The sequence below is a fragment of the Modicisalibacter sp. MOD 31.J genome (assembly GCF_020147985.1).
Lineage (GTDB): Bacteria > Pseudomonadota > Gammaproteobacteria > Pseudomonadales > Halomonadaceae > Modicisalibacter > Modicisalibacter coralii.
Window position 1 is genome coordinate 370,517 of sequence record NZ_JAGXFF010000002.1, and the last position, 18,759, is coordinate 389,275.

General features: G+C 60.7%; 17 protein-coding genes. 10 read left to right on the top strand and 7 right to left on the bottom strand.

Going from position 1 to position 18,759, the window contains the following annotated elements; all coding sequences use genetic code 11:
- The first annotated feature begins 135 nt into the window (after positions 1 to 135).
- Entirely contained in the window at positions 136 to 4,086 is a 3,951-nt protein-coding gene (gene traN, locus KGR00_RS22420) for a conjugal transfer mating pair stabilization protein TraN (RefSeq protein ID WP_275423122.1), read from the top strand.
- 29 nt (positions 4,087 to 4,115) lie between these two features.
- Here traN and KGR00_RS07320 read toward each other — a convergent pair whose 3' ends face one another.
- The 6 genes from KGR00_RS07320 to KGR00_RS07345 form a co-directional block, all read right to left on the bottom strand.
- Positions 4,116 to 5,951, bottom strand: a complete 1,836-nt coding sequence (locus KGR00_RS07320) for a DHHA1 domain-containing protein (RefSeq protein WP_224424257.1) — start codon at positions 5,949 to 5,951, stop codon at positions 4,116 to 4,118.
- Positions 5,952 to 5,955: 4 nt separating this feature from the next.
- Positions 5,956 to 6,750, bottom strand: coding sequence for a hypothetical protein (locus KGR00_RS07325; RefSeq protein WP_224424258.1), 795 nt, complete (start codon positions 6,748 to 6,750; stop codon positions 5,956 to 5,958).
- 1,216 nt (positions 6,751 to 7,966) lie between these two features.
- Positions 7,967 to 8,911, bottom strand: a complete 945-nt coding sequence (gene repC / locus KGR00_RS07330) for a replication protein C, IncQ-type (RefSeq protein ID WP_224424259.1) — start codon at positions 8,909 to 8,911, stop codon at positions 7,967 to 7,969.
- A gap of 20 nt (positions 8,912 to 8,931) precedes the next feature.
- Entirely contained in the window at positions 8,932 to 10,707 is a 1,776-nt protein-coding gene (locus KGR00_RS07335; RefSeq protein WP_224424260.1) for an ATP-dependent helicase, read from the bottom strand.
- A 1-nt stretch (position 10,708) separates the two neighbouring features.
- A complete protein-coding gene (locus tag KGR00_RS07340; protein ID WP_224424261.1) occupies positions 10,709 to 11,431 on the bottom strand; it encodes an EAL domain-containing protein in 723 nt (240 codons plus the stop codon).
- Positions 11,428 to 12,258, bottom strand: a complete 831-nt coding sequence (locus KGR00_RS07345) for a hypothetical protein (protein ID WP_224424262.1) — start codon at positions 12,256 to 12,258, stop codon at positions 11,428 to 11,430. Before KGR00_RS07345 ends, KGR00_RS07340 begins: the two co-directional genes overlap by 4 nt.
- Positions 12,259 to 12,905: 647 nt before the next feature.
- Here KGR00_RS07345 and ssb point away from each other — a divergent pair.
- The 5 genes from ssb (at position 12,906) to KGR00_RS07370 (ending at position 17,174) form a co-directional block, all read left to right on the top strand.
- Positions 12,906 to 13,403 (top strand): single-stranded DNA-binding protein, encoded by a 498-nt coding sequence (gene ssb / locus KGR00_RS07350; RefSeq protein WP_224424263.1) that lies wholly within the window; start codon positions 12,906 to 12,908, stop codon positions 13,401 to 13,403.
- A 128-nt stretch (positions 13,404 to 13,531) separates the two neighbouring features.
- Complete coding sequence (locus KGR00_RS07355; protein WP_224424264.1) at positions 13,532 to 14,494, top strand: hypothetical protein; 963 nt, start codon at positions 13,532 to 13,534, stop codon at positions 14,492 to 14,494.
- Between the two features lie 245 nt (positions 14,495 to 14,739).
- The gene (locus KGR00_RS07360) at positions 14,740 to 15,117 is read left to right on the top strand and encodes a hypothetical protein (protein ID WP_224424265.1); all 378 of its coding nucleotides are present in this window, start codon (positions 14,740 to 14,742) and stop codon (positions 15,115 to 15,117) included.
- A 245-nt stretch (positions 15,118 to 15,362) separates the two neighbouring features.
- The gene (locus KGR00_RS07365) at positions 15,363 to 16,355 is read left to right on the top strand and encodes a hypothetical protein (protein WP_224424266.1); all 993 of its coding nucleotides are present in this window, start codon (positions 15,363 to 15,365) and stop codon (positions 16,353 to 16,355) included.
- 291 nt (positions 16,356 to 16,646) lie between these two features.
- Positions 16,647 to 17,174, top strand: coding sequence for a hypothetical protein (locus KGR00_RS07370; protein WP_224424267.1), 528 nt, complete (start codon positions 16,647 to 16,649; stop codon positions 17,172 to 17,174).
- A 57-nt stretch (positions 17,175 to 17,231) separates the two neighbouring features.
- Here the strand turns inward: KGR00_RS07370 and KGR00_RS07375 are convergent, their stop codons facing one another.
- Entirely contained in the window at positions 17,232 to 17,432 is a 201-nt protein-coding gene (locus KGR00_RS07375) for a hypothetical protein (RefSeq protein ID WP_224424268.1), read from the bottom strand.
- A 52-nt stretch (positions 17,433 to 17,484) separates the two neighbouring features.
- On the opposite strand from KGR00_RS07375, the gene KGR00_RS07380 reads away from it, so the two are divergent.
- The 4 genes from KGR00_RS07380 to KGR00_RS07395 all read left to right on the top strand — a co-directional run bounded on the left by KGR00_RS07380 (position 17,485) and on the right by KGR00_RS07395 (position 18,744).
- Entirely contained in the window at positions 17,485 to 17,994 is a 510-nt protein-coding gene (locus KGR00_RS07380) for a hypothetical protein (RefSeq protein ID WP_224424269.1), read from the top strand.
- The gene (locus KGR00_RS07385; RefSeq protein WP_224424270.1) at positions 17,987 to 18,235 is read left to right on the top strand and encodes a hypothetical protein; all 249 of its coding nucleotides are present in this window, start codon (positions 17,987 to 17,989) and stop codon (positions 18,233 to 18,235) included. Before KGR00_RS07380 ends, KGR00_RS07385 begins: the two co-directional genes overlap by 8 nt.
- Positions 18,228 to 18,413, top strand: coding sequence for a hypothetical protein (locus tag KGR00_RS07390; RefSeq protein ID WP_224424271.1), 186 nt, complete (start codon positions 18,228 to 18,230; stop codon positions 18,411 to 18,413). The genes KGR00_RS07385 and KGR00_RS07390 overlap by 8 nt, the downstream gene beginning before the upstream one ends.
- Positions 18,414 to 18,531: 118 nt before the next feature.
- Positions 18,532 to 18,744 carry a hypothetical protein gene (locus KGR00_RS07395; protein ID WP_224424272.1) on the top strand — a complete coding sequence of 71 codons (213 nt, stop codon included), beginning with the start codon at positions 18,532 to 18,534 and terminating at the stop codon, positions 18,742 to 18,744.
- Positions 18,745 to 18,759: the final 15 nt, after the last annotated feature.

The window sequence follows — 18,759 nt, forward strand, 5'->3', positions numbered from 1 at the left end:
GCTTGAGCGTGGAGGAAGAAAATACCCATTGGCAATGGGGTATTGGAGGGATTGTCGTTTCGAGTTGCTCGCTACGCTGACGCCATGAAACGACGAGCCCTTACCAAGTCCCTCGCCTGGCTCCTTTGTGTGCTCATGGCCATCACCCCCACCACCCAAGTGCTGGCGGATTCGTTCTCCAATGCTGCCAACCAGGGGGAGTCCTTCGGACGCGGCATAGTGCCAAATCCGAATGACCTGTTCCGCTCGGACGAGGGTAATGGGGGGTACAAGATATTTCCCGGTAGCGACGATGCTACTACCATCTCTACAAACGAGCTGTTCGGGGCTGAGTCGGACAGTGCCTCAGGTTTAAAGGGGCTCAGCGGCGACGACGAAGCTATTCGAGAAAAGACCATCTCCACCCAGAACCGCCTGTCATCAGCCCCGTCCGAGTACGGCGAAGCCTACCGGGTGCTGTCCAGCTCGAGTCAGCGCGCCCATACCGATATGTCCAAAGATCCCATCTGGGATTCCAGTCGGGACGTCATGGAGGACATCTTTGGCAACAACGGTGACTTCAGCGCTTGCGAGGTGTCCCGCAAGGTTACAGAAGACAGCTTTACGACCCACCTTCCTGATTACCGTACCTGCAATCGTGTACCTGCCGTTGGTGAGAGCTGCTCAGTCAACCACGATTATATCGCAGGAGTGATTTTTCATGAGTCAGGTCCGCTCAACGTCCAAAGCTGTGGGAGCGGCTGTCGTACTGTTTGGCTCGGGCGCGTGGGTGATAACTATTGGGGTGGACGTTGTTCCATCTATGAACATCAAATGAGCTTTCGCGTTCTCCAGCCCAAGGCGATCACCAGTGCGGTGATCAACTACGCCAAGTGGGACGACTATATGCAGATCTGGGTTGATGGCAAGAAGGTATGGGCTGGCCCAAATAACAATTTCCCGCCGGAAACGGGTGGTTCATGCGAGCTTGAGACGAGCTGGGAGCAAAACCCTAACACCGATATCACATCCATTCTCCGATCGGTAGAACCTGGGGATGAGATCCGAGTGAAAGTCCGCGTGTCCGTCACTGGGGGAGGTGAGGGCTACGCGCGGCTTCGTATCAAATTCGATGCTTCCCAGAAGGTTGCCAATGATGAGTGGAATGTCAGCGATGGCTGCCAAACCACGATGGAGGCAATCGAATCGGGCTTTGCTAGCGGCAACTACACCTGCACCGACATGCCCTCAACATCCAATGGGTGCATTTCGCTAGGTGTCACCAAGATATGCGAATCGGACCTTAAATCGTCCCCAATGCCGGGGATCTCACCGCTATGCCGTCAAGTAAAGGTTGAGGCCGATCTGGATTTCAACAAAGGGAACATGTCATGCTGGACGGACCCTCAAGGCCAACGGCGTTGCCCGCAGAATGCCGCCAATGTTCCGGACACCTGTAAAGCGTTAGAAAGCGATCCGAACTGCCGCTTCATCGAGAGTCAGTGCATTGATGGCGCCAAGGATGCCAATGGCAACTGCTACGCATACAACGTGCGTTACGACTGCGGCAAGGATGTCGATATCCCTACAGCGAATGCCGAGTCAACCTACTCCTGTCCAGGCGGCGTTCGCTGCATGGGCAGTGAGTGTGTGACCACGACGCAGGAGAGTAACGACGACTTCGCACGCGCCGTTGGTGCCCTTCAGGCCGCTGACCACATGGCCATGGACATGTCTTGTCCGTCGGACCAGGAGCAGAACATCGACGTGAACACCTGCGAGGTGTTCCAGGGCGAGGCCGCTGAGTGCAAGAAAGCGGTAGGCGGCGTCGTGGATTGCTGCGAAAAGCCAAGCTCCGGCGTCTCGCTCGGGCAGTACATCCAGCTCCTTCAAACCACGCGAAAGGTCTCAGGCTTGGTCGTTGGCGAGGGAGGGGCGCTGCACGGCGCCTGGACTGAACTCACCGGCCCGGTCACCGATGCCTGGAATTCTATTACCTCCTACTTCAGCAGTTCCCTGGACGCCAATAGCGCCTCGACGCCCCTACGTATGGTCGGCATGGAGCAGCTCAAACAGGAGGTAATGAAACAGACAGCACAGGTCATGGTGGACACCTTCGGGGCCGATGCTGCATCGATGTTCTTCACGAACCAGGCCGGCGGCGGTCTGGCGACCAATGCTGGTGGCCAGCTAGCTGGGGGATCGGTTCAGCTCAGTGCCGCTGTCGGTACCGCACTATCTGTGGTCATGTGGGCCTATACCATTTACACGGTGGCGATGATCCTGATCAAGATCATTTGGGAGTGCGAGGAGGATGAACTACAGCTCGGCGTCAAGCGGAAACTCAAGAGCGCCCACTATGTCGGGTCTTATTGTGCATCGGAGGTCCTTGGCGCGTGCGTTGAGGAGCGAGAGGCCTATTGCACTTTCAATTCTCCGCTCTCGCGCATTATTCAGGAACAGGCGCGCAAGCAGCTCGGTATCGGCTGGGGTGATGCCGAAGATCCGAATTGCCGAGGATTGACGGTTGCCGAAATCAACAAGCTCGACTGGGATAAAATCAACCTCGACGAGTGGTTGGCGATCCTCCAGACCACGGGAAACCTGCCCAGCGCATCCGAGGCGATGAATGCCTTCTCAATGGACGAACTCACTCAGAACACCCCGACACTGAATACCGACGGAGAACGTGAGGACACCCTGACCCGCAACAAGCAGCGTCTCGATAATGAGTGGACGCTTGATCGCAACGAAGATCGCCGGCAGAAGCTCTGGAATGGCGACCCGGGCCAGGGAAACACTGCGAATCCTCCGCCGGAACCGGCGCCTCGCCCCTCGCCCTGTGTGTCGGGCTACAGGCTCTTCAAGTACACCGGGAACGTCCAGCACTTCACCGTACCTCCCGAGTGCCGGCGGCTGCATGTCGTGGTCGAGGGGGGCGACAGCGGGGCAGCAGACAATTTGCCCGGCAACGAGGGCCAGCATGTCACCAAGAAACTGGTGGTCGATCCGGGTGATACCCTGCCGATCCGTGTCGGTCGCGGTGGAGGCGTGGATTCCTACTGGGACGAGGCTCGCGGAATTCCGGCATATGTGGGCCTTGCCGGCCAGATGAGCGCGCTCTACAAGCCAAACGGTGAAGTCTGGGCCCGCGCCAACGGCGGCGAAAAAGTTGGACCGGTGTCTTCTCGTGGATCGAAATACTGGCGTGGTCAAAATGGCTGGGTGTTGATTGGCTGGGGCGAAGATCCCGGCAGCGTCGATGGCCTGCCCACCCCAACACCTGTGCCGGCTCCAGAGGATCCAGAGCCTGCATGTGAACCAGGACGTAGGGTGTTCGGTTACACCGGATCTCTACAGTCGTTCACCGTGCCGGAGGGCTGCGGACATCTGGACGTTGTGGTTGATGGCGCCGGTGGTGGGGGCGCAGGGGGGGCCGGTTTAAGTTCAAATGGTGGTCCCGGCGCTCGTGTCAGCGGCACAATCGCCGTTAAACCGCAAACTAATTTCTTGGTACTAGTCGGCCAAGGGGGGGGGGTCGCAACACACTACACGTCTGGCCCTGTTACCGCTGGTGGGGGTGGCGGGCGTAGCGCGATACTGGAATCATCGGGTGCCCCTATGGTTGTGGCGGGTGGCGGTGGCGGTGCCTATAGGGGAGACGGTGCGCCAGGGGGGGGCAACGGGGGAGATATTCCTAACGTTGATGCGGTCCTTTTCTACGGCGCTATCACGGGGCCTCAAGGTGGAACACAGAACAGGGGTGGAGCTGGAGGCATCGCATATAATGTCGATGGGAGCGTGCTTGGTAGAGGTTTGGCCGGTCGTCGTGGAGTTGGGGGCGGCTCTACCACAAAATGCGACTGCAACCCGAGGGACTCTTCAGGCAGTGCATATGGCGGAGGCGGTCCAGCGCGGGGTGTCGGCGGAGGCGGAGGTGGTGGATATTATGGTGGCGGTGGGGGCGCGAACGGCCCTGGCGCAGGCGGCTCCTCCTATACATCTCGCCTCAGTCACGCCGACGTCTCGACCGGGGGCGGTGGACAGGGCGGAACTGGTCCCAATCGCGGCGATCACGGCAGATTAGTCATCGAATGGCGGCGATGAGCCGCCGTCACTGGTGTTGGCTGAGAGTATTACTGCCACACCACGCCCCTCACCACTAACTGGATCGTTCGCTGCCCATTCCACTCGTTGAGTTGCGGGGTGAAGGCCAAACGCACCGTCTTGCCGGCCCGCACCGGTGCGTTTCCGCCTTCCTCGGTAGCAAAGAACCAGATTCCTTTGAAACATCGGCGCCCATCGCTCAGCGTGAGCTGGGCGTGCGTCTTGTCCGCCCCAACCAAGCGCGCTCTGAGTACCTTCAGCTCCGCTTCGAATAGCGGCGCCGCAAAACCCTGGCCGTAGGGCTCCAGCGTGGCGAGTTCTTCGATCAGGGCGTGGTTGATCATCCCTGTATCGATCTCGCCGTCGGTGGTGACGACAGGGCCTAAGGCACCTTCGTCAAGGCCATTCGTCTCGGCGGCGAATGCTGCCTGGAAACGCGTCAGGTTCTCCGTGGCGATCGTCAGCCCGCCTGCGGCCGCATGCCCGCCGAACTTCACCAGTAGATCGGGCTGGGCGCGATGAATCCGCTCCATGATGTCGCGCACATGCACGCCGACCGGCGATCGTGCTGATCCTGTAATCAGGTCGGGATCTTTGGCATGTGGCGATAGGCAAACGATAGGTCGCCCGAAGCGCTCGAGTACGCGGCTGGCAACGATGCCGTGAACGCCGGGATGCCCGCCAGCCAACCAGATGGCCAGGCCCTTCTCGCCGCGCTCCAGTGCCAGCTCGGCCTCGAGCACGGCCACTTCAGTCAGCTCCCGCTCTATGCGCTTGCGTTCCTGGTTCTCCTCGTCGAGCTGTCCCGCCAGGTTCTCCGCTTCCTCGTCGGTTTCCGACAGCAGAAAGCGCACGCCGGCCATGGCCTCGGAGAGCCGGCCGCGAGCATTGATCCGTGGTCCGATACCGAAAGCGAGATCCTGCGCGCTGAGGCCATGCGTCTTGCCGGTGAGGGCCTGCGCAGCACGCCAGCACGGGCGCTCGGCTCGTTCGATCATCGCCAGGCCCCGGCGTACCACGGCACGGTTGTTCGGGCTGGCGCCCAGCGAAACGCAGTCGGCGACGGTGCCGAGCGCCACGTAATCGAGCAGCGCGCTCAGCGAAGGGGTCTTGGCGGGGATGGCGCCCACCTTGATCAGCCAGGCCCGCGTCGCACACATCGTCAACCAGGTGACCATCGCGCCACAGATGAGCTTGTCGTCGTAGTCGCTATCCGATCTCGCCGGATTGACCACTGCGTGAGCGGAGGGCGGCGGCGTATCCACCAGATCGCCCTCGTCGTTCTCGGCGAAACCCAGTTCGTGGTGATCGGTGACGATCACCGCGCGGCCGGCTTGAGCCAGACGGGCGATCCGCGGTTCATCGGAGGAGCCGCAGTCGGCGGTGACGATCACGGTGGGAGAGGGGGCGTCATCGAGGATGCGGTCGACCACCGGGTCGGATAGACCGTAGCCGTCCTTGAGGCGGTGGCCGATATAGGAGCGCAGACGCTCGCTCGGAACACCGAACCAGCGCGTGAACGTCTCGATCAACACGGCATGCGAGGTGACCCCATCCACATCATGGTCGGTCACCAGGCCGATCGTTTCGCCGGCAATGACGGCCTGGGCCAACCGCTCGCTGGCCCCCGCGATGTCGGGCAGGCTGTCGGGCGAGGACAGGCCCGCCAGCGCTGGCGCTGCCAGTGAAGCCGCATCGGCACCGCAGCGCGCGACCAGCACCTGGGCCGCAATCGGGTGATAGCCGTTGGCAGTGAGTTCGGATACTACCTCGGGATTGGCCTCACGGCGCACAAGCCGCGCAGTGTGGCGCCCAGTATCAAGCTGGGCGCTGCGTTGAGGTGAGTGAGAGCCCGTGACTGCCATGGCGTTAGCTCCGGCCGTAGAACGCTCGGATGCAGGCGATCGTGCCGGCAGTGTCCAGCCGTGCGGGGCTGCCCTGCTGGATGGCACGAATCACGATCTGTGCCACGTAGAAAGCGTCCTCGCGGGGCATTGGTACCGCACGCAGATTGCCTTTGCCCTGCCAGACCTTCACGAAAAAGGCTTGGCGCTCGGGCTGCCAGGCAATCGAGAATCCCTTGTCGTTAGCCGGGCCGTGATTCTGAAAGGAGCATTCCGGCATGATGCCAAGGAACACCGCGGCGACCACCGGCAACTCACGGGTGGTGAACTGAATACGCACCTTTGAGCCCCAGTCGTATTTGCGTTCCCCCACCGAGTTCGCACCATCAAGCGCCACGGTCGGAATGCCAGCAGTGGTTTCGTCCAGCTCGAAGGTCAGCGCAGCCTTGCCGCCGTAGACGTGATGCTGCGGTGGGCGGGCGCGCTGCTGCTGGCCGTTCCCCTGGGCAGAGCGGTTTTGCCGGGTGTCTCGCGGCGGCGCCGGTTCAGGGTCCATCGGGGGCGGCTCGGGCGCCTGCTGCACGGGTTGGGGCGGAGGCGCATCATTCGCCGCACCGAGAAGGCCCGCGGCCTGGAGCGTCTTGTCGAGGAAGGCTCGGGCGCCGGCGTCGTTAGCCTGCTCCACACGGGAGAGAGCATTGAGTACACGCTCGCGCGGGGCGGCCTCCTTGAGCTTAGCGGCGGTCTGCGGGTTGAGGTTCACCGGCAGCCCCACGGCGGCCAGGCGGCGATTGATCTCCTGCAAGTTGGGCGACGACATGGCGGTCTCCGGTCAATGATTGCTGCTGTTGGTGTTCATTGTCCGGATTTTCAGAAAGCAGCAAGGCTGCAACGAATCGGCGCCAGCGGATGTTTCCGAGTCAGTGCGAGCATCGGCATTTTTTCGTGGCCAGGTGATGAAGGGGTACGTGCGACCCCGGCGGTGGTGCCAAAGCCACCGAGAGGCGCCTGTGCGGCCGCATGCGGGACGATCTCGAATAAAGCAGGGGAAGGGCGGCCCCCTTGGTGGGTGTTCGGGCTGGCGGCGTGTGAGCGCGATTACGAAGAATACCAGTCACGAAGCGGCCATGACGGGCCATGCCATGATGAAATGACCGCCATGGCGCCAGCGAGGCGCGAGAGGGGCCGTTCGCGCATTAAGCTATGCCTACCTACCGGGTTGGTGGAGCGACGCTGAGAAGCGCTATGAGGGTTTGTTACGCGGCAAGGGGTGTCCGAGCATTCGGTGTCGTTTCGGTTCGACGATGCAGCGATCTGCGGCCGGGAGAGATTGGCAATCCGGTCTCGCGGAAATTTCCCCCGCGCACACGTACGCGCGCACGCGGGTGGAATTAATTCGCCGACGCCCAACTCTCACTGATCCTGGCCACGAAGATTTTCCTCTTAGATAGGTTTATTCATAGATACCCTCGTGGATAACTCATAGATCGATTTGTCCGGTCGGCCTGGAGGCCGCGTGGTTGCAAACCTTGGCCTTTCGCGGTGATGGACTGTTCCGCCCCGATAAGTGGACCGTTGCGCCCCATTAGGTGGACCGTTCCGCCCCACTCGGGTGGACTGTTCCGCCCCATTGGGGCTGAGGTCATGAAGCGCTTTCTCGCATCCAATGCAGCCAATATGGACTGTTCCGCCCCACCCGGGTGAGCAATTAGAGCGCCCCTCAGGGGTCAAAACAATGAACAGGCATGGACGCCGCGTGGCTGCGGGCCTGGCGTCGCCGAGCAGGTGGACTGTTCCGCCCCACTCGGGGGGCAGTAAGAACGCACCCAGGATGAGAACCGAAGGCAAGCGGACGGTCGCGACGCGCCCCAGGTGGACTGTTAAGCCGCGCACTTGTGCTGTATCAGGAGTATGGTTGCGACTTGCGTGAGAGAAGCGCAGGGAAAGGCGGGGAGGGCGTGCCGGGATGGGTATGGCGACGAAAAACCCGCGGGGGGACCGCGGGCGACGCAGGGACGTGAGAGCGGAGGAGAGGGCTAGAGTAGGGGGGCGGGGCGCGTGATGCGGAACTTGCCCTTCTCGATCTCGTCTACGGCCCAGCCGAGGGCCTGGAGTTCCTTCAGGGCTTTTCTCGCGCGCTGCTTGCGTTTGATGATAGCGTCGGTGCTGGCGATCTGCTCCGGCCAGGCGTAGGAGCATAGCGTCTCGAGCATGACCTCGCGGTCCTGGCCGGGATTGATCCATCCGCACAGTCGGTTGTGGATCAGGCGGGCGACATCGCTCTTGAGTCGGCGAACTTCCTCCAGCTCGATGCGGACATAGCGCCCGCTGCCCACGACGGCCCGGGTGATCATCGGATTTACCGCAAAGGTTATACGGCCGGTAATTTCGTCCCCGCCGAGTCGAGAGAGTATATGGAACGCCTCCCAGCGGCTCTTCGATTCAGCGATGATGGTGACGGTGCTCAGGCGTATCAGGCCCGCCTTGATCACTTTGCCCTGTTCGCCGCCCCAGGAGGTATACCCCATCTCATGGGCAAGTTGGCGGTAGGAAGTTTCGACGGCGGTGACATCCTCGTGCATGGAGCTTCCCTGGACCTTGAGCAATGCCCGTAAGCGTTGCTCCGGTTCGGTCTCCGGCTCGGGGGGGAGCGCCTTGCCGGCGGGGCCTGTCATGGCGACGAGAACCTGGAGCAAGCGGAGATCGTCGGCGCCGAGGGGTTCAGGGCCTTTGAAGGTGATCTGCTGATCCTTGCCGAACTCGTAGGTCACATCGAGCTTCTTGAGCTTTCTCTCACCCCGCTTTAGCGCGCGAAACAGGCCGGGAGCCAGGCAATGGGCCGGTTCGTAGCGGGCATGGGTCAGTCTGTGGGGGGGCGCAGGATCGCCGGATGGGCCACCACTCGAGGGCGGCGATGCAGATGATTGCGGCTCCGGTATGGGGAGGTCGTCGAATAGTGGGATGACGTTGGATTGGTCCATAATGCATCGATCTTGTCGGTTTATTGGCGCCCGAAGTCCTCGGGTAGTGAATTTGCGGTTAGGTGTGTTAGATCCGCCTCGCCAATGAAGCCGGAGGGCTTGCCCTCGTCGCGGGCGAACGAGAGCACCAGGTTGTCCTCCGCGCGGGTCATAGCGACGTAGAAAAGCCGGCGCTCTTCATCGGTTTCGGAATCGGCGTGGGGACAGGTGCCTTCCTCGCAGCCGACGATCCACACGTTCGGGAACTCGAGACCCTTGGCGGCGTGCATGGTCATTAGCGTGACGCCCTCGGTGTCCTTGGGCTGCTGGGTCAGGGTGAGCGAGGCGACCCGCGCTTTGAGCGGTCCTTGCGCCCGGCACAGGGCCTCGGCGCACCAGGAGAAGACGGCGCCGCGCTTGTCGTCGACGCTGGCGGCGAGCCACTGCGCGGTCCCCCAGGCGATCAGGGATACGCGGTCGCGCTCGTTGGCCTCGCGCCAGTCCCGGTGAAGTCCGGAGAGGATGCGTGCTGCGCGTTGAGAGGCCCCCGAAGTTTCGCCTGGGGCAGGCTGGGAGAGCCGGGAGAGGAAGCCTTCGGCGTCTTCTCCGGGTCGAACTTCCACCGAGGCTTCGCGGAACATTCCAGCCCAGCGTACCGCTTGCAGAAGGGCCACAGCATCGTCGTCGGATACTGACTTCAGCATGCCAAGGTAGGCCTGCGCGGCGGGTTTCTCCCAAAATTTCTCACCTCCGATACGGCGGTAGGCAATGTCTTCGCTGCCGAGCGCCAACTCCACGGCGTCGAGCAATCTGTTGGTGCGGGCCAGCACGGCCCACCCCTCGGGTGAAGTGGAGAGAAGATGGTTGACGATACGCGTGGATTCGTCCCAGCGCGTGTCGTTGGCGATCACCGCCACGGCTCCCCCGGGGGAGCGGTGTGCGGTGATGTCCTTGTCCACGCGATCGTTGTTGTGGCCGATCAACTGGACGGCGGGGTTCAGTATTTCCGGTCGGCAGCGATAGTTGATCGGCAGGCTGACGTGGTTCGCACCGGTGGCCTTGGCGAATCGCATTAATCCGCCGTAACCGAGCGCGTGGCGCCACTGGTAAATACTTTGATCGTCATCGGCGACGCACATCACCTCAACGCCTGCATTGGCATGGGCCAGTATCCAGGCGTACTGCACGTCGTCCATGTCCTGGGCCTCGTCGACCAGCATCCAGCGCGCGGGTATAGGCGCCAGCGCCCCGGTTCCCATGTCTTGAACAGCACGGAGCATCAGATCGGCAAAATCGTGAGTGCGTGAACGTGCGAGGAGGCGCTGGTAGATGGTGTAAACGGCGCCGGCCGCGCTGGTCTTCGGGTCTGGTGCTGGGTCCATGCTGGATTTGATTGCGTCAATGGCAGCGCGGGCGTCGTCGAGCTTGTCGAAGGTGAATTCGGCTTCGGTCGCTGCCTGGCTCCAGGCCTGGGTCAGCATCATGTGTTGCTCGCGGCCGGATAGGATGCGGAAGCCTTCTTTGCCGTATTGACGTTTCAACTGGTTCAGCGCCAGCGCGTGGAATGTCCCTGATGCCAGCCGCCGGTTATGCTCTCGGCCGGCTTCGTCGAGGATGCGTCCTCTCAGCCCCTTCGCCGCATCACGGGTGAATGTTACGGCGACGAGTTTGCCGTCTCGGTTCGACGACAGCAGCCGTGCCGAGCGCAATGCCAGCACGCGGGTTTTTCCGGCACCGGGGCAGGCCGATACCAGTCCGTGGCCATTGATGTGAATAGCTTCGCGCTGATACGCGTCGGCACGTCCGGAGAGTTCCAAGTCAGCCACCTTCCAGAAATCGAGGAGGGCCGGAGATCCAGCCCTGGACGGCATACGCGCCGGCAGCGAACATGGCTTCACGCACTGCATCGGTAGCCACAGCCTCGGCGATGAGCACCGGCGAGCAGTCCGGGTTGGGGTGTTCAGTGAGGTCGCGTAGGGCGCGCTGGGCCTCGTCGAGCGATAAGCGGGCGCAGTCGATCTTGATGCAGTCCCAGTTGGCCCGGACCTTCCGCCAGCACTCCGCGGAGGCATGGAAGTCGTCCATCGCTACGGCCATATTTCGCTCGCGCAGAGCGGCGATGAGCGCGTCGAGGTCTCCGACCGAAGCGGTGAGGTTTTCGTTGATCTCGACGACGAGTCGGCCCGGGGGTAGAGCCGCGGCGCAGCCCTCGGCCGCGGTTAAGTAGCGATCGCGAGTCAGGGGGTTCGCGGCGGTGGCCTCGGATAGGTTGACGAACACCAGTGTAGGGCGCGTTTGGGTGAGGGCGTGAGATGCGGCCTCACGCAACATGGTGACATCCAGTTGCATCCAGTCGACGGGTTCATGGAGAAGTGAGAGAACCGGCCCTGCGCCTTCCCCCTCACGGGCAGCGGCACGGCGAGCCAGCAACTCGATGCCGTAAAGTCGCCCGCCCTGTTGGCGCATGGGTTGGACCGCCGGTCGGACAGCTATGGGCGTTGTGTTCGGCCCGTGGGAAAGTTGGCGCAAGGAATCGTTCATTCAGGCGCCTCGTCATCGTTCTCGTCGCCGATCCCGTCTTCGCCATCCTCATGCTTCTCGGCGACCAACAGTTCGGCGAGCCCGCTCACAGAAGCGTCATCGCGCCGCGCGAGCGCCATGCTGCGCTGGGCGAGGTTTCGCAAGCGGTTGGCGAGTTTGATCAGACGACGCTGCCACTGGTAGCTGCCAGCGTTGTGCTGCGAGTCGTTGTAGACGCCTGACAACCACAGCACGTCGATCAGCCCGATAAGCCGATCCAGCTCCCGTACCAGGCCAATGTACTGGCTGGCTTTAGGGGTGGTGATCTCTGCGACGTACTCTTCAGGTTGGGTGTAGGCAACGGCGCCAAGATCTACGCCTTGAGTCTCGGCCACCTGCTGCATGCGCGCGATCTCTTCGTCGAGATCCTTGCGAACCGACGCCAGCATCTCGTCGCAGAGCGTCCCGATTTGCTCGGCCTCTTTTTCGGAGGCGTAGATCCTTAGCATCACGGACAGGACATAAAGGGCTCGCGCGGCGGTGCTATAGGACCGCTTGTAGACGCGTTGGGCATGGCGCGAACTCAGGCTGACACGGGACATCACTACAGCCTGGCTCACCGGCGCGCTGGGCTTGCGGCTGCTTTGGGTGTTTTCTGCCCGGCTTGCGTCCTTCTGCTTCTCGTCCTCCTTGGGTGTAGGGCCGCTGGATTGTTTGTCGGGCTCAGTGGCCTCTGACGATTCGCTCGCGGTGGTTTTGTCGATCGCTGGCGCGGACTCTCCAACTTTGGTGTCCGCATTCTGGATCGGCGCTTCAGTGGGGTCGGTAACGGTCTTAGGGTCAGACATATTGACTCTCTCTCGATCCTGGCTTCTATTAACTCTTGGCCGCACTCAGATTGCCCCATAGGGGAAATGCAGCAATGGCGAAATACCCGCCCCGCGAATGGGGATTGCTGCTTATTGCTTTCGAGCGGGGTGCTGAAGAGGAGGAATCGGCCTTTTCGGAGCGGCCATTAGCGGCTTGCTCGAAGTAAGAGGTTGCTAGACTCACCAGCGAAGATTCACTAAAACCCATCGTTCATTGATGGATGCTGCCCCGGCGAATGGGGGGACGTTCACGGCGCGTCAATAAACAATGTCAGCCGCGACGGTGCCTGTGTGCGATCCAGTTCGTGCGGAGATGCCGCGTAGGCCCTTCAGAGCGACCACCTGAAGTGACCCTTTCTCATCCGGCACGGTCACCGGAAGCTTGATTACTCGGCAGCCCAATGTCGGGCTGCTCCCTATCTAGTGTTGATGAGCGATCTTCCCTTGTCCGGCTCCCTGAAGCCGTGCAAAGGAAGAGCGGTGTCATTGACACCATCCGGTAGCTGGCCACAACCAGCAATTTAATGCCCATCATCGGGGCGCATAAGCACCCTGATGAGGGGGCCTCCATGCGCATCCGATCGGGATTCAGTAGGGCACACACCATCCGAAAGGAGAGCGCAACAATGGCAAGTAACAATAAGGTTTACGTGAAGGGCAATCTGGGTCGTGATCCGGAGACCGCTCAATCTCAATCTGGCACCACGATCTGCCGTTTCTCTGTTGCCACCAACGAGAAATGGAACTACCGAAACACTGGACAGCAGCAGGTGCATACCGAGTGGCACATCATCAAGGCGTTTGGACGCCAGGGTGAAGTGCTCGCTCAGCATCTGAAGGCTGGAGACCCGATAATCATCTGGGGCAAGCTCAGGACGAACAAATTCCAGGACCGTCACGGCAATGACCGTCAGGTCACGGAGATCCACGTCGATGAGTTCGATTTCGTCGGTGGTCGGCAAGGTGGAGGGCAGAACCCGCAGCCGCAACAGCCGCCGCAACAGCCGCCGCAGCAGGCGCCGCAGCAGCCGCCGCAGCAGGCGCGGCCTCAGCAACAAGTACCCCAGCAACCAGCTCCGGCTGGTGATGGCGACGATTTTTTCGATGATGAAATACCGTTCTGACGAAAAAATCATTTAAAACAGCAAGATAAAGCGATATAGGCGTGCTGCCTTTCCTTTCATCCCCCGCCGGGGCCATCCCGGTTGGGGGTGGTCCTTGGCTGGGGCACCCACCCAAGGAGAACGAATCAATGATCGAGATATTCAACGAGAACGGCGAGGTGCGGGACTACCTGACGGTAGCCGAGCGCCTTCCGGCCTTCCTGGAGAAGTACGGTCCCGACAGTGGGTATTCGATCGAGACTCGCGTCCTCGACTATCTGGGGATGCATCCGGAGTTGGCGGAGCTGTACAGGGCCGCACTGGCGGCCGGCGCCTCGGTATCGGACCTGCCGGCGATCGATATGTCGCTGCGTCTCTTCGAGGCGATATTGCTCAACTCCGATCGTCAGGTCGTGGCGAAAGCCTCGTCATTGCGGCGGATAGATACCCAGTCGGGTTACGCGATACAGGCGCGCGCATGGGAAAGCGGTGAAACCGCAGCCTTGCAGCGTCTTGCGGCACGCCTGGGGTTCGGTAGCGACACGCTACTGGCCGACGAGATGAGCGACATGGCTGAACGCGGCACCGCCTGCACCTCCAAGAAGGAGTCCAAGACGCGCGCGGCGCTGAAGGATGAATCCGTTGAGGAAGGTGGTACCGGTGTGGATGAAGACGGTCAGACACCGGCCTCGGATGAGGAGGCGGAAGTCGGGGTGGCGTATACGTACGACCCGGAATGCTGCCCGTCAGCTCACTGGAACGATGGCAACGATAACTGTGCTGACTGCGGTATCGACCTCAATCCCAGCGGGCCAAGCGAGCCAGACTCCGATCCCGAGCCCGAGCCCGAGGAGGAATCTCAGCCCGAACCAGATCCGGCCGGCAAGCCGGCAACGGGGAAGGCCAAGCCGACGGCTGTGAAGAAAGCCGATTCCTCAGCGAAGTCGACGTCCAGCAAACCCGCGCCTGCCGCGAGCGGCGAGGTCTCGGAAGCGCTTCTGCGTCAGATCAAGCATCTGGCAAGTGTGCGCGGTATCAAACCTCCCCAGGTCAAGACCAAGGCCGAGGCCAAGGAGGCACTGAAATCGCTGCGGGCGACGCCTGCCAGCTAATCAAACCAGGGCTTAGCCCAGCCCGGCGTTCGCCGGGCCTTTCCAGGTCATCTTCGGGAAGCCGAGGGTGACGCGGAAAGGCATCTCACTCGAGCGTTCTATCTGACCGCTCATCATGGTAGCTGGCCGCAACCAGCATTAAGTTGCTGCGCAAAAACCTAGCGCAGCATATCAAACCAGCCCACGGGGTGTACGTTCGCCCCTTGGGGAACGTGTGCCTCGGGCAATCACCGGAGGTGTGCAAAATGATTAAAGCTATCTATCTGACGGATGAGCAGTACAGGGCAGTTCAGTGCTTGGTGAAAAGCGGTACTGACAGTCTGAACGAGTACCTGAGCGACACGAAGGATCCTCGAATGGACGGGTATAGCGACGAAGAAGTGTCGGATCTTCGTCAGCTCGCCAAAATTGACCCCGATGCATTACTGGATGTCGACGAGACACTCGAGGCCCGATTGATCGGGTTCGATGAGCGTGAAAAGGCGAACATCTTGATGGCGCTAAGGGTCGTGCAATGGGACACAGAGCAAGGCTTGGATTACAACGGGCATATGAGCCTGGATCTGCACACGGCATTGTCAGCGGAAGAGATTGACGACCTGTGCGTGAAAATCAATGACTAAATAACGCCATCAAGAACGGGCATTAACGGGTTCGTTAGCGGTGTTGTGAGGCCATACTCAAACCTCTAACCCATCACGCCTGAAGCGGGCGCTCGATCTCGAGTGTCTGGTGTGACCGGCCATCTGGCTGGGGGCTTCACTACAAAACCGCGTTCCGCTGGGACGCCAGCAAAACAAATCAGCCCATGGGGTGTGCATTCGCCCCCCCTTGGGCGAAGTGCGCCTCAAGCTATCCACGGAGGTGCATGATGAATCACTTAATCCCTGTTCAATTGAAAAAAATGGATGACGCCCTTGCAAAAGCTCTACTGGGTAGCAAGCCCCATAATGAGATGGGCGAGGGTTTTATCCTTAAGATACGTGTTGATGCCCGGACGACGGCTGACGATCTATATCATGAACTCAAGGCTGAAACGTGGCCTGCCGGATTGGATCAGATGGAGATCCATCAGGCGATTTTCGACATGATCGGTGAGGCAGCTTTTCGGGAGAATACGTGCCTATTTCCAGACACAGGGCCTTATGAAGCCCCCTGCGTCAGGGATAGTCAGCTCCAGGTTGGAGTGTCCCTCATGCCTTGCAACTCTAGCTGGGCTGTTGTGGACGGCCAGTCCATGGACGTATGCAGTGTTTGGGATAACCGGGCGCAATCGATATGCGCCGCGTGGGACTACGCTCTCGACACCTTCTCGTATCTAGAGCCGGAACCACCGGAGCCCGTCTACGCTTACTTCGCGGTTGAGGTGCCGGTACCGGAGGGGTACAAGATGTACTTGTACGACGGCGCAGGCCCCTGGTCGTGGCGTTACGCTGATCGTTCCGGGCTATCTGGTCACGGCGCTGGTTTCGACACTGAGATGGAGGCCCGCATTGCCGCTTGGCGCCATAAACTGAGCCAGCCTGACGACCCGGTAACGGCGGGCGGATATGCCAACACCTATGAGGAGTTACATGATCGACTGTCTGACATGATCGAGGGCGGCCGTCTGACCGAAGGCGATATTCCCGATGATTACCGCTGGCTGGTCGAGTCGCTCAGCTTCCTGGGCAACTCCCCCGGGACCCGGAAGACAGCCATGAACGGCAATCCTGACTACAAATCCGCTCTCGACGAGATCCATGCTTTGGTAGATGGCCGTGAGTGGAACGGAGAAGCCACCGCTAAGCTGATCAACACATTGGTCAGTGCTGGCTACACCGTCCGGGAGCCGGTCGATGTGAGCAATTCATCTGTGTAAGGGCGATGGTGGACACCGATGTAACCACTTGAGCCGATAAGACCTCTCCCCTGACGGCCGCCTTCGGGCGGTCCTCAGGGGCCTTTCCAGGCCATCTTCGTCCTGTGTAGTGGGCGAGGGCGGTGCGGAAAGGCATTTCACCCGGGCGTTCTGCTTGAACGCTCACCACGGTAGCTGGCCGTATCCAGCCCTAACCCGACGGCATCGGCCGTCTCACCCACCCCCGGCCGGGGCACATGCCCCGGTTGCCGGGATTTGTGCGTCCGGTCTTCATTAACTTGGAGGTCGATAATGCACACCAACAATGCCAGCAATAGCTGGAGCTGGGAATCGATGGGCCACGCGGCTGTTCTTGCGCTCCATGGTGCAAATCAACAGCCGTTCGAGGTTGCCGTGGCGGAGCATGATCAGTACCGCTACATCATCAACCTTGACGAGCGAGGCGAGTTCAGCGCGACGTTGTATCCGATTCTCCCGAACGGAGAGGACGGTGAGCCCGCGCTGGAAATCGATACGCACGAGGCTGCCTTCCTGTTCAGCGAGGGCGTAGATGTACGAGATGCGACGTCCTTGGCTGACTACCACAGGGGTATGGGCCTTCTGCCTGTCTCTGCCTGCGTCATTGGTGCCAGCGACGATCCTGTGATGGTAGACCCGACCAACTATCCGGTCTGGGAATACTTGAGCGTTGACGTGGTTGAAGCGCTTCGGCTGCGCGCGCGAGGTGAGGTGGTGATCGAGCACCCAGGGCTCAGCTCTGGCGATCGAGGTCATCTCATCTGGTGCCGTGACTGCCGATCGGATTGCGCACCGCACTAATTACCCACCCACCCTGCCGGGGCATGTCCCCGGGAAGGGGTGGCGTGCGCCCGGCCTTCAATCCAAGGAGGTCGTATGCAGCACGCTCAGCAATGTAGCTTCCGCACGATCAGCCGCGGACTTTATGAGAACGCCGATCGGCTCGCTCGTCGTGCGCGATTTAGCACGCGGCGTCGCGAGGAGCTGTTCACCGTCAGGCAGTTCTTTCGGCAGGAGTCTCCTTGGTTCAGGGCGGTTGAAGCCGCCTGCAAGATCCATGGAGTCGCCTTCGGTCCGAGTCTTAAAGCCCAGCACAACAAGGAGAGACAGTATGAGCCCTAACGCGATGAATCAGTGTGGCGCCAACGACAAACCGCTGCGCGATCATCCCGACTTCAAAGAATACCGCGAGGCCACCGATTTGATCATCGAAGGTCTTCGAGCGGATCTGACATCGGTACGCTATAACGAGGCGGCACTTGCCGCGCAAGTTAAGCGCTTCCAGTCCCTGCACCGCGCGCGGAAGAATTACACGGATGCGGCGTTCCGTGAGGCATTCGAGAAGTTGATTTCAGAGCTTCCCGAGTCGACCTATACCGTGGTGTTGCTCTATCCCGACTATGCCACCGCAGACTATGGCGCCGATGCCTATGTCGAGTCGGCTCAGGCATTAAGCGCCGAGGAGGCGGCCGGGATAGTCCAGGCGATGGCCAGTGAGGCCAATGGGGGTGACCTACCAGCCGAGGACTTTCGGGTTTCCTTGGTGTTGCACGGTAATGTTGATGTGGCGCTGGATGCGACCTCCTTCGAGGCTTCGTCCGAGGAGGCTGTCGATGCCTAGCTACGTAGATCATCTGGTCGATAAAAACTGGCCTACTTGTCCGAGCTGCGAGTACAGCAACCTCAAGCAGGCATGTGTCGTACCTGACGAGACGGTGCTGAGGTTCACATGCCCGAGATGCGGCACGGACTATCGCGCCAAGGCCGAGGTTCAGATTGTCTGGTCAACATTCCGCTTGGATGAAGATGATGACGACATCGCTTCATCAGGGATGCCGCAAGAGGAGGGCGGTAATGCCTGACTTCGAGCGGGTCACCCGGACGCTGGAACGGGATCTAGTCGCTGACGATCCGGTAAAGAGTGCCTACGTGCAAGGAAAGCATGATGGCATTGACAAGGCGCGCAAGGAGATCGCCTTGACAGCCATCGCGTTGGCAGTAACGGCATTGATCGTCGTCGCCATTGCGTTCAAGCACTGACGAACCTATCAATCCAGGTGTGCTCCGACCCGATGGGCCGGGGCCGCCTTCAACAGGAGTGCTATTTATGCATGGTCAGATAGACTCCTCCCAGACAACGACTGGGAGCGAGTCTGCAATGCCCACTTACAAAATCCACTATGGGGATCGGGAGACGTTGCCGACGCATATCGAAGCGCGGGCAAAAGAACTCGGTATCACCCCCGAGGAACTCATCCATCGCCTTATCTGCGACGGGATGCGCGATTACCTCGACAACGGCGCCCCCCCCGAACTTGGCCATTCCCTTGAGGATTACCTGGTTCGTAACGGAGTGCTGAAGCCGAAGTAACTCGCACCACATCAT